Origin of the sequence: Pantoea sp. NPDC088449, from assembly GCF_044753225.1 — a bacterium.
GTDB classification, from domain to species: domain Bacteria; phylum Pseudomonadota; class Gammaproteobacteria; order Enterobacterales; family Enterobacteriaceae; genus Pantoea; species Pantoea floridensis.
This window is the reverse complement of the sequence record NZ_JBIVMT010000002.1, coordinates 392886-407270: the sequence shown is the minus strand read 5'-3', so window position 1 is coordinate 407270 and position 14385 is coordinate 392886. Positions and strand designations below refer to the sequence as shown.

Sequence of the window (14385 nt, the reverse complement as noted above, 5' to 3'; positions counted from 1 at the left end):
TTAAAACCGGCAGGCGCATTGCAAAACAGTTAATTTGGAGGGCGGTTCTCACGAGCCGCCCTTTTTATTTCGCGCAGCTTTATTGTGGGATAACCTTCTCTGCTTTCAGCCGATCAAAAAGTTCAGTAAAGGAATCCAGCGTTGAACGATACCCGGTAAAGCCCGCTTTGCGGCTCTTGCTCATGTCGGTGAAGGCTTCCATCGGACGGCCCAAGTCGGCATCGGTGTGCCACCAGGATGCGAGCTTAGTGATGTCCGCTTCGCGCAGCTGATAACGTGCTGCCACATCACGCCAGGCATCTGCCGCATCCTGCATGCGCCCTTCCAGTGGCATCATCTGTGCCGGATACGCCGCCGCTTCCAGGCCGAAATAGGCCGCCAGACGTGGCCACAACCAGTTCCAGCGGAACACATCTCCGTTCACCGCATTGAAGTCCTGATTGGCCGCTTCTGCCGCCGTCGCCGCCCACAGCAGTTGCTCAGCCAGCAAACCGGCATCGGTGACATCAGAAACACCGTTCCACTGTTCTGGCGAACCGGGGAAAATAAACGGCAAGCCTTGTTCACGGCACAGCGTAGCGTAGACCGCCAGCGTCTGGCCCATGTTCATGGCGTTGCCCAGCGCGAACCCAACGATGGAGTGCGGGCGATGCACGCTCCAGCGATAGCCATATTTCTCCGCTCCGGCAAACACTTCATCTTCCTGCGCGTAATAGAAGTTATCGACCGGCTGACGGCCCTGCTCTTCGCGGAACGGTGTGACCGGCACCGCGCCTTTACCGTACGCTTCAAATGGACCGAGGTAGTGCTTGAGGCCGGTCACCAGCGCCACATGCGCGCCGTTCAGACGATCGCCTAACGCTTCAATTACGTTGCGCACCATCGCGCCATTGACGCGAATGTTCTCTTTCTCATTTTCCTGACGCGACCAAACGCTAAAGAACAGTGCATCCGGCTTCTCTTGCCCCAGCGCAGCACGCACCGCTGCTGCGTCAGTAAGATCGGCAGTCAGGCTGCGGCAGCCATCTGGCACCGCGCCACGTCCGCGCGATAAGCCGCTCACCTGCCAGCCTTCACGCTGTAATTTTTCTGCCAGCGCACGTCCAATCACACCGCTAATACCTACAATCAATGCCTGCTTTTGCATTTCAATTCTCCTCAGTTTCAGTGATGATGAGTTTAATAGAGAATTAAATTCCTATCTTTGGCATTAATTCACGGCATTCACAACCTGAGTTCACTAATCGATGCACGATCAACGCCTGAAAGATATTGTTCCTTTTGTTGCCAGCGTAGAGAGCGGCAGCTTTGCCGCTGCCGCGGAGCGTCTGCATTTGACCGGTTCCGCCGTGAGTAAGAGCGTAACGCGGCTGGAAACCCGGCTTGGCTCGCGCCTGCTGGAGCGCACCACGCGCAGCCTGAAACTCACCGACGCCGGTAACGCCTATTACCAAACCTGTTTGCGCATTATGGAGGAGCTGGCAGAAGCCGAAGCGGTGCTGGCGGCGCAGCGCACCATCCCTTCCGGCCGCTTGCGCCTCGCGGTGCCGAATACTTATGGCCGCCTTGGCGTGATGCCGCTGCTGATTCCGTTTTGCCAGCAGCATCCGGATGTAGAGCTCAATCTGACGTTCTCCGATCGTTTTATCGATCTGTTCGATGAGGGGATTGATGTTGCGGTACGCATTGGCGGATCGCCCGATCTACCCGCCTCGCTCGGCTGTCGCCAGATGGGTCGCGAACGCATGGTATTTTGCGCGTCACCGGATTACCTGACGCGCGTAGGTCGCCCAAACAATGAAAGCGAGCTGCTTCAGCATCAGGCCATCATGTATGAACGCGTCGATGGCAGCACCAAACCATGGCTGTTTACCACTGAAGATGGCTATCCGCACTGGCGCAATGTGCCGCACCGCATGGCGCTGGGGGATGTGGATGCGCAGGTGCAGGCAGTGTGTGGCGGGCTAGGCATTGCACAGATGCCATCGTGGTTGATCCGTGAGCCGCTGGCGCGCGGCGATCTGCAGATTATTCTGCCCGAACAGCAGCCGGACGGTTTAGCCTTAACGCTGATCTGGCCGCGCCGCAAACAGCTGCTTCCCAAAGTCGATGCGCTGCTGGCCGCGCTGGAAGGATTATCGATCCGTTAAATTGCTGGTGCGCATTAATGCGCACCCTACGGTGTGTTTTCGTAGGGTCGTCATTAATGGCGACCACGCAATCAACGGTAATAGAGCCGGTTCAGATTTGTAGGGTCGCCATTGATGGCGACCGCTCATATCAGCGGTGATTCAACCGCCGCGACAACCTGTCGCCAAAAAACTGCAGCACCGTGACCAGCGCCACCAGCACCACAATCACCGTCAGCATCACCTGCATATCAAAACGCTGATAGCCATAACGATAAGCCAGATCGCCCAAACCACCGGCACCTATCGCGCCGGCCATGGCTGAAGCGTTGATCATCGTCACCAGCGTAATAGTAAATCCGCTGACGATGCCGGGTCGCGCTTCGGGCAACAGCACATGCCAGATAATGTGCCAGCGATGAAAGCCCATCGCCTGCGCCGCTTCGGTCAGCCCTTTATCCACTTCACGCAGGCTCACTTCGGCAATACGCGCAAAAAATGGCGTTGCTGCCAGCGTCAGCGGCACCACCGCCGCCCACACGCCGTAGGTGGTGCCGACGATCCAGCGGGTAAATGGAATCAGCGCTACCATCAGAATCAAAAACGGAATCGAGCGGAACAGATTCACCACCCAGCCAAGCACACGATTCAACAGCGGGCTGGGAAACAGATCGCCGCGTCCAGTCACCACCAAAATCACCGCCATCGGCAAGCCTAAGGCCAGCGCCAGCAGCGAGGACACGCCAACCATCAGCAGCGTATCCAGCAGCCCCACCCATAAACGATCAATAGCCAGTGACATAGCCCGGAATCTCCAGTTGGTCAGCAACAGGGGTTAATAGCGCACGCACCGCGTCAGATTCATGACGCGCATCCAGCAGCAGCAACATCTGCCCGGTCGGTTTGCCATCCACCCACTCCACCGCGCTGAACAGCAAGGTCAGTTCCCCGCCCACGCGCGTGCTCAGCGCCGCCAAATCCGGTAGCGCGCCTTGCCCGGTGTAGCGCAGGCGCACCAGCAGACGTGAATCGGCACGCTGACGCGTTGGCGTCAGCAGCGGTTGAATCGCTTCTGGCAGCGCACTGAACTGCGGGTTGAGCAATTGCCGCGTGGTTTCCTGCTGCGGATCGCTATATACCTGCCATACCGGACCGCGCTCAATGATTTCACCCTGATCGATCACCGCCACCTGATGACAGAGATCGTGCACCACATCCATTTCATGCGTAATCAACACGATAGTGATGTGCCGCTGCTGATTGATTTTCTTCAGCAGCGCCAGAATCGAGCGGGTGGTTTCCGGATCGAGCGCTGAAGTCGCCTCATCACACAGCAGCAGTTCGGGATCGTGCACCAGCGCGCGCGCAATGCCGACGCGCTGCTTCTGGCCGCCGGACAACTGTGCAGGCCAGGCGTGCTGACGCTGCTCCAGTCCCACCAGCGCCAGCAGTTCATCCACCTTGCGCCGCCGCTCAGCCGCAGGTACGCCCGCCACTTTCATCGGCAGCTCAATGTTTTCGCGCACCGTTTTGGCGGAAAGCAAATTGAAATGCTGGAAGATCATACCGGTACGACGTCGCCAATCCACCAGCTGACGATCGCTCAGGCTGCCAAGATCGATGCCGTCAATCACCACCTGACCGCTTGTCGGGTTTTCCAGCCGGTTAAGGCAGCGAATCAGCGTCGATTTACCGGCACCGCTACGACCAATAATGCCGAAAATCTCGCCGCGCTTAACCTGCAGATCCACCGCTTTCAGCGCCTCCTGGGTTTGTCCGGGATAACGTTTACTCAAGCCACGAATCTGCACGTGCACTTTCCCTGCCGTCTCGGCCGTCGGTGACAGCAACGCATCGCGCTCGCCGGGTAGCGTCAGGCTAACCATGCTTACTGGCTCCAGCCCGGCTGATACAGTTTGCCGTAGAAGTCATCCAGTTTGGCGCGTACTACCGGCGAATGCTGGTAGATATCGACAAACTTCGCCAGACGCGGATCGTTCTGATGACCGTCGCGGATGACAAACTGAATCACATATTCCGGATGCTCAAGGCCATCGAACAGCAAGGCATTGTTAGGATCAATGGTCTTCGACAGGCGTAGATAGTGCGGATAGCCCTGCGCTAAATCGACTTCATCCAGCGAGCGCGATAGCTGCACCGCTTCCACTTCGATGATCTTGAGATGCTTTGGATTGCTGACGATATCATCCACGGTCGATTTGAGACCCGCGCCCGGTTTCAGCGTAATCAGTTTGGCTTTTTGCAGCAGCAGCAGGCCGCGCGCGCCGTTGATCGGATCGTTGGCAATCGCCACCGTGCCACCGTCGGGGATCTGGTCAATCGCGGTGTGTTTCTTCGAATAAAGCCCGATATTATTGATGATCGCCGGTGCATAAGGTACCAGATGGAATCCGCCCTGCTGATTGGCATTCTCGAGGAACGGCTTATGCTGGAACAGGTTCACATCGATATCGCCGTTTTCCACGCTGACGTTGGGTGCCGTCCAGTCGGTGAACTCCACCAGCTCAACGTTCAAACCCTGTTTTTTCGCTTCGGCCACCGCGGTTTCCAGCGGCGGCGCAAAGGCTGCGGTGGTGCCGACTTTCAGCGGTCCGCTGTAGTTCTCGGCGGCGACGGCGCTAAACGCCAGTAGTGCGACGCTGGCAGCCAGCGCGAATTGACGTGCAATTTTCATATCAGATCCCTGAGGTTAAATTAACGAAGGTTAACGCCGTCGCGCCAGCGCGCCGCCGGATGGCGATCGGGCAAACGGTCCTGCTGTTGAAAGATTTTTTGCCGTAATGAGCCGGGCTGATAGGCGGTTTTAAAGCGGTCGCGCTGCTGCAATTCCGGTACCACCAGATCGATAAAATCGCGGTAGCTCTGCGGATTAAGGATGCGCGTCAAGTTAAAGCCGTCGATATCGCCTTCATCGATCCACTTGATCAACGCATCGGCGACCTGGCTCGGGTTGCCGACGATCAGCGGATAGCGGCTGCCCATGGCGTGCTGCTCCAGCAAGCGACGACGCGTCCAGCCGCTGAAGGCTTTGCTCACCGATTCGATCGCGCGCGTGTCGCCAGTCTGAATCGGCTCATCCAGTTCAAAGGCCGCCAGGTCCAGACCAATCGAGCTGGAGAAGTGGGCGATGCCGGCTTCCGGGCTGGCATATTCGAGATAGCTGCGCTGCTTCTCCTGCGCTTCACGTTCGGTCGGTGCCACAATCACGCTGACGCCCATAAAGATGCGCAGATCGTCAGGATGGCGTCCGGCTGCCACCGCCGCCTGGCGTAGGCGCGTGGACTGCTCGCGCATCGCCGCCGGCGACGCTGCATTAACAAAGCTGCACTCGGCATGACGCCCGGCAAACTGCACGCCGCGCGCCGAGGAACCGGCCTGGAACAGCAGCGGTGTGCGCTGTGGTGATGGGCTGCTCAGGTGATAGCCCTGCACCTGATAGAACTCGCCCTGATGATGGATTTGCTTGATTTTGCTGGCATCGGCGTACAGACGATTGACCTTATCCTGCACCACCGCATCGTCCTGCCAGCTGCCTTCCCACAATTTGTAGGTGACATCCAGAAACTCATCGGCCTGATCGTAGCGACGGTCGTGCGCCAGCAGCTGTTGCTGCCCCATGGCGCGTGCGGCGCTATCGAGATAACCGGTGACAATGTTCCAGCCGATGCGCCCTTTGGTCAGGTGATCAAGCGTGGAAAGGCGGCGCGCAAACGGATACGGCGCTTCATAACTCAGGTTGGCGGTGACGCCAAAGCCCAGATGTTGCGTAACGCTCGCCATGCCAGAAATCAGCATCAGCGGATCGTTAACCGGCAGCTGAATCGACTCCTGGGCCGTCAGGCCAATGCCCTGCTGGTAGACGTCATACACGCCGAGAATATCGGCGATAAACAATCCATCAAACAGCCCGCGTTCCAGCAGGCGCGCCAAATCGAGCCAGTACTCCAGCGAATTGAAATCCACCGAACGATCCTGCGGATGCGTCCACATACCGTGATGAATATGGCCCACGCAATTCATATTGAAAGCGTTAAGCAGAATCTGTTTTTGACTCATATCGTCCCCCGACGCGGTGGCAGCACGCCATTCAGCAGATAGTTGCCAATCGCCGGATATTTCCAGCGCACCGGATCGTGAAGGGTGTGGGTGCGCGCATTGCGCCAGTGGCGGTCGAAGTTGTGTTCGCGCAGGCTGGAGCGCGATCCACCCAGTTCAAACAGCAGGTTACTGGCCTCCAGCGACACTTCGGTAGTCCAGGCGCGCGCCTTCGCCACGTCAACCGAAGCCAGCGCTACGTTTTCCGCGCTGGGATCGCGCTGCGCCACGTCAACGGCGTCACCGGCAATTGCCAGCAGCGCATCACCTGCGCTCAGACGCGCGGCAAGACGACCGGTACGATCGAGCGTCAACGGATCGTCGCTGGCGCGATCTACGCCGCTGTCCGGCCAGGGACGTGCGCGCTGGCGCAGGAAATCGAGCATGTCGTTAAAGGCTGCACGCGCGATGCCCTGATCGATGGCGGCATGCATAATCTGCGCAAAGGGCCCAACGGTGCTCGGGCGTTCAAACGCCGTTTGGAAGGGCACCACATCTTCCGGCGCAATCGCCACATTGCTGAACTGCACGCTGCCGCTGCCGGTGGTGCGCTGACCAAAGCCGCTCCAGTCATCGATCACATTCACGCCAGGCTGATGACGCGGTACAAACACCAGCTGTTCTTTGCCATCATCCGCAATCGCCAGCGTCGGAATACGATCGGCATACAGCGCGCCGGTGCAGTAAAACTTGTTGCCGCTGAGACGTAATCCCTCAGCCTGTTGCGAAACGGCGGTGGAACGCTGATGTGCAGCCGGCGAGCTGAACTCCGCCAGCGCATTGCCGTGATGCACGCCATCCAGCACCTCGGCGTACAGCCGCTTTTTCTGCGCGTCGCTGCCGTTAATGCGCAGCACTTCCAGCGCGTAGAAATGGTTCTGCGGCACCTGCCCGATAGAACCGTCAGCTGCGCTCAAAATAACGAATATTTCTGCTAACTCCGCGGTAGAAATCTCAATGCCACCGAAAGCGCGCGGCACGGTGACAGCACCAAGTCCTGAATGAAATAACTGCTGCAATTCCGCATGCGGCAATTCGCGTTCGCGGTCGCGCTGAGCGGAACCGGTGCGAAAACGTTCAGCTAGTTCCTGCGCCACCTGCAACGCCTGATGGGCATTGTTGATGCGCGTCGCGCGCTGTTTTGGCAATACCTGCGTCATGACCGCTCCTTAAATCCACGCATGACGCGCAGGCAGCGCATCATTGAGGTAATAGTTGCCGATAGCGTGGGTTTTCCAGCGCACCGGATCGTGCAAAGTATGGGTGCGCGCATTACGCCAGTGGCGATCGAGTCCATGACGCAGCAGCGTGGCGCGGCTGCCCCCCCATTCCAGTAGCTTCTCACTGGCCCGCAGCGCCACTTCGGTGGTCAGGACTTTGGCTTCCGCCACCGCAATTGACGCGCGCGCGCAGTTTTCAGCGCTAAGTGATTGTTGGTCGATACCGTCCAGCACGCGGGCGGCACGCGCCAGCAAGGCACTGGCGGCGCTCAACTCGGTGCTAAGACGGCCAACGTCGGCGAGGATGTAAGGATCGTCGGCATTGCGGCTGACATTGGCATCTACCCACGGTCGCGAGCTGCTGCGCACAAACTCCAACGCTTCATCCAGCGCCCCTTGGGCAATACCGGCATCAATCGCCGCCTGAATCAGCTGCGAAACCGCCCCGCGCAGCGTCGGCTTTTCCGCTGGCGGCAACGGCATTAATAGCGTGGGATCTACGGTTACCTGCTGCAGTTTCACCGTACCGCTGGCGGTGGTGCGCTGGCCAATACCTGACCAGTCATCAACTATTTCTACGCCCTGCGCCGGTAACGGAATAAAGGCCATTGTCGGCTGCTGCTCGTGCATCGCGGTCGTCACCAGAATGTCGGCGAACAGTGCGCCGGTAGAGTAGAACTTCTCACCGGTGAGTTGCACTCCGTGTGACGTTGTCACCAGCTGCGCCTGTACATCGCGCGTGTGTTTGGTGTTTTTCTCCGGACCGCCGTTGCCGAGACGCTTGCCACTGACCACTGCGCTGAGCAATTGCTGCTGTTGCGCCAACGTGCCTTCGCCAAGGATGAACTGAATCAGGCCAAAATGGTTCTGGGGGATTTGCCCGAGCGACGGATCGCTGGCCGAGATAAGACGGAACACCTCCGCCAGGGTTTGAAACGACAATCCGGCACCGCCAAATTCTCGCGGCACACTGATGCTCCCCAACCCCAGTAAAGTAAATTGATTGAGCAGCGCAATCGGGTATAAGCGCTGTTGATCGCGCTCGACTGCCCCACTTTTCGCCTGCTCGGCTAAATGGCGTGCGGCGGCAATCGCCTGTGCATCGCTGCTTAATATCGCGGCGCGGTTAATAATCTCGTCACTGGTTTGCGTCATAGCTGATTTCACTTTTACTGCACAGCGAATAGTAAGCCTGCACGGAATATGCCAGCAGGCCAGGAAATGAATAACAGATTGAAAGCGATGATAATCAGCGGGGTGAAAGCAAGTAAATAGCGCGGTTATGCTATATCTGGCAATGGGTTGCCATTATTAAGCTATGGATTTATTTAACGACAACAACAGGCTACCAGCGGCGATAGGGGGAAAAGAAGAGAATAAAAAAGCGGCGAGTAATTCTTAAGATCAAATAACGCAATTGAATGTTAATTAATGCATATGGTTATTTTGTAGGGTCGCCATTAATGGCGACCTTACGACTACAATACGACAGATTAGGCATTTATATTTGTGCATCAAACTGTGCAGCGGCAAACGAGCGTGTCGATTCACTTTTCGCGCTGTGCGGAATCTGTACGCTATCTATCAACTTCGCCAGCTGATAGCGCTTCACCGTTTCATTTTGCGTCAGCTGCTGGGAATAGTTCGCGGTCAGCTCCCCTTTCTTATTCTGCGTCACCGCCGTCTGGCTACGCTCTTCATCATCGATCAAATGGTACTTATAATTTTGCGATGACTTCAGCGCGTTGAGCTTAGCTGGCGCATCCGAATCCAGCGCGGTATGGAAGCTGGCTTTCAGTTTAAACAGCGTTTGCTGGGTGAGATCCTGGGTATCACCCTGCGTCTGCGAGGTGGTTTTCTGTGCCACGTTCAGCGAAAACGTATCTTCTTCTTCTGGCTTATACGGATTACCAGCAACCGGCGTTTGCTGATAGGTGGCGGAGAAATCCGCCAGTCCACTAATCGCACCGTTCTTCGCAGCGTTAGCATCAATCGACTTCACGCGTTGCGTATTGATGCTTTCATTCGCTTTACCTTCGGTGGTATTGAGGGCGCGGAAACTGTCTTTGAACAGCGATAGCATGTCGCTATTGCCGTGACCGCGCGAAGCTGCCTGATCGAACTTCGCGGCCCACTTATCCAGGGCGGCCTGCTGCTGTGCAGCGCTGCCTGCCTGGGTCAGTTTCAACATATCGGTGTCCAGCTTAATGCTGACATCTCCATTGTGGAAACCGAGCCAGCGCTCTTGATCATCCGCATGTAAATTAAGCGACTGCGTGACGCTATTTCCGCTGCGCAGATCGGTTTTGAGATCGACACTTTTCAGCTGGGAACTATCAAACTTCATTAAATCGCTGATATCGAGCTTAGTGGTGCTGCTATCTAAGCCATCCAGTGCCGTTTGCAAACCTGCCGACAGTTTGCCGATGGCCGCGGCTTCGTCAGTATTTAACTTGCCGCCGCTGGTTTTCAGCTCCACCACCATGCCGCCCTGCTGGCGCGTCATTTGTAGGCTAACCTGCACACCCGATTGCGTCGTCACGGTAAGCGCCAGCGCGCTTTGGCTGCTGCTCTGCGCAGCGTTGACCGCATCAGTTGCCGGCACGCTCAGCGTCACGTCTCCACGGTTGTTCACCAGGTTGCTGAGCAAAGTGCTGCCAAGACCATTCATGCCGACGCCTTTCGACTGCGCGGCACCATTCAACTGCGCTTGCAGGCTGCTGGTGACACCCACCGAGCTCTGCACCTGCGCGGGCACAATTTTATAGATCGCGGCGATAGCGTCACTCGCCTCGCTGAAGGTAACTTTGGTTGATGCTTCCGCCGTCAGGGCGTTTTGCGCGCTTTTGTTGTTTACCGCCGGCGTTATCACCGCATTTGACGTAATTAAATTTCTCAGTACGCTGCTGCCAATCCCGTTTAGCATGAAAATAATCCTCGTTAGGTACTATTGAGGAAAGTTATCGGCTAAATGTGCAGCAGCTTTAGATCTTTTCCCCTCACCCTAGCCCTCTCCCGCAAGCGGGCGAGGGAACCGATCGGCATCGTGTGTGAATATGACACTCAACGTTGAGCATCACTCGGGCAGCTCCCTCTCCCGCGCGCGGGAGAGGGTTTGGGTGAGGGCCGGGCTAAAGGCAATACCTTAATTAAAGAATTTAATATCCGTCGGCGTCGGCATCTTCGCCACTTCACCTGCCGCTTTCAGCGCGCCGCTCTCTGCATCAAAATGGAACATGGTGATGTTGTTGGTGAACACATTCGCCACGTAAAGATATTTACCGCTGGCATCAAAAGCGAATGCGCGCGGTTCAATGCCGTCAGCTTTATAACGTACCGGCGAACCCAACATGCCATCTTGTTCAATTCTGAACACCACTAAACGGTTATCCGATCCACGGTTGGCCGCAATCACAAACTTACCGTTAGGGCTAAGGATAATACCGCCGCCGCTGCGGTACTCGGCGCTGCTATTTTCCGTATTCAGTTTGACCCGGGCTTGCTGCTCCAGTCGATCGTCCTTCACGGCAAACACTACCACTTCACCGGCCATTTCGGTGGTGACATAAGCATGTTTGCCGTCGGGGGAAAACACCATATGACGTGGACCCGATCCCGCTGGGAAGCTGACATCACGTGTGCTATCTGCCTGCAATGGCTCTTTTTGGCCGGCGTGATAGGCGTAGGCATGCAGTTTGTCGCCGCCGAGATCGGCCGCATACAGGTATTTGCCATCGTGGGTGAAGGTGGTCGAATGTGCATGACCGCTATCCTGGCGATCTTTCACCGCGCCGCTTCCATGGGTAAACGGAAAATTCTGTACCTGTTCACCCAGCGAACCATCGTGATGAATCGGGAACACTGCAACGCTGGCCCCGCCCTTCGCCACGGAATAGTTAGCGACAAACAGGAATTTACCCTCCGGACTGATGGTGGCATGGGTAGGCTGCTGCCCGTGACTGTCCACCGCATTGATCACACGTACCTTGCCATCGTGATCAATCGCCAGCGCCGTAACAGCACCCGCGTTCTCTTCATTGGTGGTGTAAGCAAAACGCCCATCATGTGATTTCACAATCCATGAGGGACTTTTCATTTTAATGAAGTCGAGTTGCGTTAAGGTACCGTCGCTATTGACCTTCAAACGGTATAACCCTTCGCTGGGATGTCCCGGGTTTTGCACTAAGGGTGCATCCGGGATGCTGGTCCATGTGCCCACTAAGGCCGTTTGGTTGTGATGTTCCGCTGCAGTTGCCATTGCACTTCCCGCTATGATGAAAAGAACAGCAGATAATGCCACGGTTAGGTTGGTTGCTAAACCCTGCCTTTTGAAATTATTAGAATTAATCAAGTTAACACTCCGCATCAATAAAAGATTGGCTGACTGTTAAGGGAATATAGCGTGCGATAAGCCTGCAAGGCGGCCACTAAAGGTGACCACCTTCACATAATTGATTTAAATAAAAATCGATACCGCGCAATTATTTTTCGTTGGCTTTTATCATCGCCACGAGAAGCAATCCGCATGAAAATGTTGAATGCTAACGGCTTGCTGTTTCAGCGTATCATTAATGCTTTTTTTCAAACCATCAGGTCCGCAAAACCAAATATCCACCCCGTTGTCATTCAGGCTGCTTTTCATTTCAGTAACGTGTTGTTGCATATTTTCCGTACTATTTACGGTGACGTATTTAAGCCTCACGCCGGCCTGGTGACACAGTTCAGTTAAATAATCTGGATAGGTCAATCCCCGGTCCGGACGAGTAAAGTACCAGAATTCAACACCCGAAAGTGGCTGCCCTTTTCTCACGGCATCTTTCAATTTCGCCATAAAGGGTGTCACACCAATACCTCCGGCAATCCATAACTGCTTATTTCCTGCATGTTCAAAGGTAAAATCACCGTAGGGACCTTCAATTTTTACACGTTGGCCCGGCAGGAGATGCTGAGCCAGCTCGCGGGTATAATCACCGAGCTTTTTTATAGAAAAAGTCAGCGATTTTTCATCGGGATTAACATCAGACAGGGTAAACGGATGGCGCTCTGTCGAGTGTGCAAACTGCACAAACGCAAACTGTCCGGGCAACATCGGGATAGTGGCGCGATGACGTACTGTCACCTCGACGATATCTTGCGGTGCCGCTTCAACATGAAGAATATCGGCCACGGACGTGTTGCGACTGCCGGTTCGCTGGAATAATGCAATCAACGCGCAACCCACCGCCACCGCCGTGACGAACGCCAACAGATAGGCAGCGGGAGTTTGCCACCAGTCGGTTTTAAATAACGACGTCATCACATGATAGGCACAGGCGATATAGACAACCGGAAAAGCTTTATGCAGGTAATAAAAGATGTGATAGGGAATTTTTTTACTGATAGAGACCAGCGACAGCGCAATTAAGAGATATAAACCATACTCTGCTAATACCAGTCCGAAATCTAATAACTGCTCTTGCCAGCCGGCCATAACAATGTCACCCAATTCTCCAGGGTGGGCAACCATGCCTGCATCAACTAACCAGTGCGGCACTTTCTCTGCCAGCCAGTGAATTAACGCCAGCACCACGGCTGAAATAGCACACCATTTGTGCAATTTATACGCTTTATCCAGCCCGCCGCACCAGCGGGAAATAACACCGTTGCGAATACTTAAAATAATCGTAAAAGACATACCAAACCATGCCAACACGCCGGCGAGAAATACCATGTTCTGACGCAGGCTCCACCATAATGAGTGGGCCCCCAACTTGGTATATTCTGCTGAGACCAGGTAGGTTAAGATGGCGGCGAGGAAAATAATGATGTAGAGATGTTTTACTTTTTTCATTTATATAACACCTCATTGTTCACAAATAATTTAATCTGGCGTAACATTTCCATTTTAATGTCTCCCTGTTTATCCCTTGTAAAGTTGCGGGATAAATTATCACGCTAAACATCAAGATTTATGAGCAAGCTAAAAGGAGATTAAACATTGTGATGAGAACGTGGAGTTTCTTACCGTAGAATTAGCATAATAAGAATTAAATGTGTGGCTGTTTAAAAAAGAACCCGATGCGCATAAATGCGCAGCCGACAAAATCCATACCGATCTGCCATCAGGCCCCCTTTTTAGCGTGACCCCATAGCGCAATAAATTCCTCCGCGACAAAGTACAGTGTGATTTAATAACACTCCATTTACATGCCGGGGATGCTGACGTTGCTATGCTGCAGTTTTCAAATGGTTTTCTACTGAGTTTATCGTTGTGCCTCGATATCGGCCTCGCCAATATCGCCATGATTACGCTGGCGATGCAGCGCGGCTACTTTCATGGGTTCTGGCTGGGGATTGGCACCTGTATCGGTGACTTGATCTACGCGCTATTGGCGCTGGCGGGCATGGCTGTGGTATTGCAGTTTACCGCGGTGCGCTGGGTGCTGTGGATTGGTGGCGGTGTGCTGCTGCTGTGGTTTGCTGGAAAAATGCTCTATGCAGCGCTGCGCAAACAGACGGCACTGCCAGAAGCAGAACAGCAGCCGTATCGATCGCTACTGCGCGAGTTTAGTCGGGGCGTAATGCTCGCGATGTCATCACCCACGGCGATTCTATGGTTTGCCAGCGTTGGCGGCGCGTTGATTTCCCGCATGGGACACGGCAGCGCAATCGCTACGTCCTCTTTCCTCAGCGGCTTCTTTATAGCCGGGGTGGTGTGGACCTGCGTACTGTGCCTGGTCGGCAGCATGGGCGGAAAATTACTGGGGGCGCGCTTACTTAAGTACTCCTACCTCGCTTCAGCGCTGATTTTTGTTTATTTTGCGATCTATGTGATTTGGTCGGGTTATCGGGAATTTATTCTGGTTTGATGGAAGGTCGTCATAAATGACGACCCTACAAAAGCGTGCAGAACCGCCGTAGGGTCGCCATTCATGGCGACC

The 14385-nt window shown here is 55.1% G+C and carries 12 protein-coding genes; 2 read left to right on the top strand and 10 right to left on the bottom strand.

Annotated features, from left to right (window positions below; genetic code table 11):
• Positions 1–79: 79 nt before the first annotated feature.
• Entirely contained in the window at positions 80–1147 is a 1068-nt protein-coding gene (locus tag ACIP6T_RS13115; RefSeq protein ID WP_400457595.1) for an SDR family oxidoreductase, read from the bottom strand.
• Between the two features lie 100 nt (positions 1148–1247).
• Here ACIP6T_RS13115 and ACIP6T_RS13110 point away from each other — a divergent pair, with 100 nt between their 5' ends.
• The gene (locus ACIP6T_RS13110; RefSeq protein ID WP_097097998.1) at positions 1248–2150 is read left to right on the top strand and encodes a LysR family transcriptional regulator; all 903 of its coding nucleotides are present in this window, start codon (positions 1248–1250) and stop codon (positions 2148–2150) included.
• A 130-nt stretch (positions 2151–2280) separates the two neighbouring features.
• Here ACIP6T_RS13110 and ACIP6T_RS13105 read toward each other — a convergent pair whose 3' ends face one another.
• The 9 genes from ACIP6T_RS13105 to ACIP6T_RS13065 all read right to left on the bottom strand — a co-directional run bounded on the left by ACIP6T_RS13105 (position 2281) and on the right by ACIP6T_RS13065 (position 13295).
• Positions 2281–2931 carry a methionine ABC transporter permease gene (locus ACIP6T_RS13105; protein ID WP_049851713.1) on the bottom strand — a complete coding sequence of 217 codons (651 nt, stop codon included), beginning with the start codon at positions 2929–2931 and terminating at the stop codon, positions 2281–2283.
• Complete coding sequence (locus ACIP6T_RS13100; RefSeq protein ID WP_400457592.1) at positions 2915–4015, bottom strand: methionine ABC transporter ATP-binding protein; 1101 nt, start codon at positions 4013–4015, stop codon at positions 2915–2917. The genes ACIP6T_RS13105 and ACIP6T_RS13100 overlap by 17 nt, the downstream gene beginning before the upstream one ends.
• A 2-nt stretch (positions 4016–4017) precedes the next feature.
• Positions 4018–4824, bottom strand: coding sequence for a MetQ/NlpA family ABC transporter substrate-binding protein (locus ACIP6T_RS13095; protein WP_345830594.1), 807 nt, complete (start codon positions 4822–4824; stop codon positions 4018–4020).
• 20 nt (positions 4825–4844) lie between these two features.
• On the bottom strand, positions 4845–6206 hold the full coding sequence (locus ACIP6T_RS13090; protein ID WP_400457590.1) for an LLM class flavin-dependent oxidoreductase: 1362 nt from the start codon (positions 6204–6206) through the stop codon (positions 4845–4847).
• On the bottom strand, positions 6203–7405 hold the full coding sequence (locus ACIP6T_RS13085) for an SfnB family sulfur acquisition oxidoreductase (RefSeq protein WP_345830590.1): 1203 nt from the start codon (positions 7403–7405) through the stop codon (positions 6203–6205). The genes ACIP6T_RS13090 and ACIP6T_RS13085 overlap by 4 nt, the downstream gene beginning before the upstream one ends.
• Before the next feature lie 9 nt (positions 7406–7414).
• On the bottom strand, positions 7415–8620 hold the full coding sequence (locus ACIP6T_RS13080) for an SfnB family sulfur acquisition oxidoreductase (RefSeq protein WP_400457587.1): 1206 nt from the start codon (positions 8618–8620) through the stop codon (positions 7415–7417).
• Positions 8621–8966: 346 nt separating this feature from the next.
• A complete protein-coding gene (locus ACIP6T_RS13075; RefSeq protein ID WP_400457585.1) occupies positions 8967–10391 on the bottom strand; it encodes a hypothetical protein in 1425 nt (474 codons plus the stop codon).
• Positions 10392–10610: 219 nt separating this feature from the next.
• Positions 10611–11723, bottom strand: coding sequence for a lactonase family protein (locus ACIP6T_RS13070; RefSeq protein WP_097098006.1), 1113 nt, complete (start codon positions 11721–11723; stop codon positions 10611–10613).
• A 243-nt stretch (positions 11724–11966) separates the two neighbouring features.
• On the bottom strand, positions 11967–13295 hold the full coding sequence (locus tag ACIP6T_RS13065) for a ferric reductase-like transmembrane domain-containing protein (RefSeq protein ID WP_400457583.1): 1329 nt from the start codon (positions 13293–13295) through the stop codon (positions 11967–11969).
• 379 nt (positions 13296–13674) lie between these two features.
• On the opposite strand from ACIP6T_RS13065, the gene ACIP6T_RS13060 reads away from it, so the two are divergent.
• The gene (locus tag ACIP6T_RS13060) at positions 13675–14313 is read left to right on the top strand and encodes a LysE family translocator (RefSeq protein ID WP_400457580.1); all 639 of its coding nucleotides are present in this window, start codon (positions 13675–13677) and stop codon (positions 14311–14313) included.
• Positions 14314–14385: the final 72 nt, after the last annotated feature.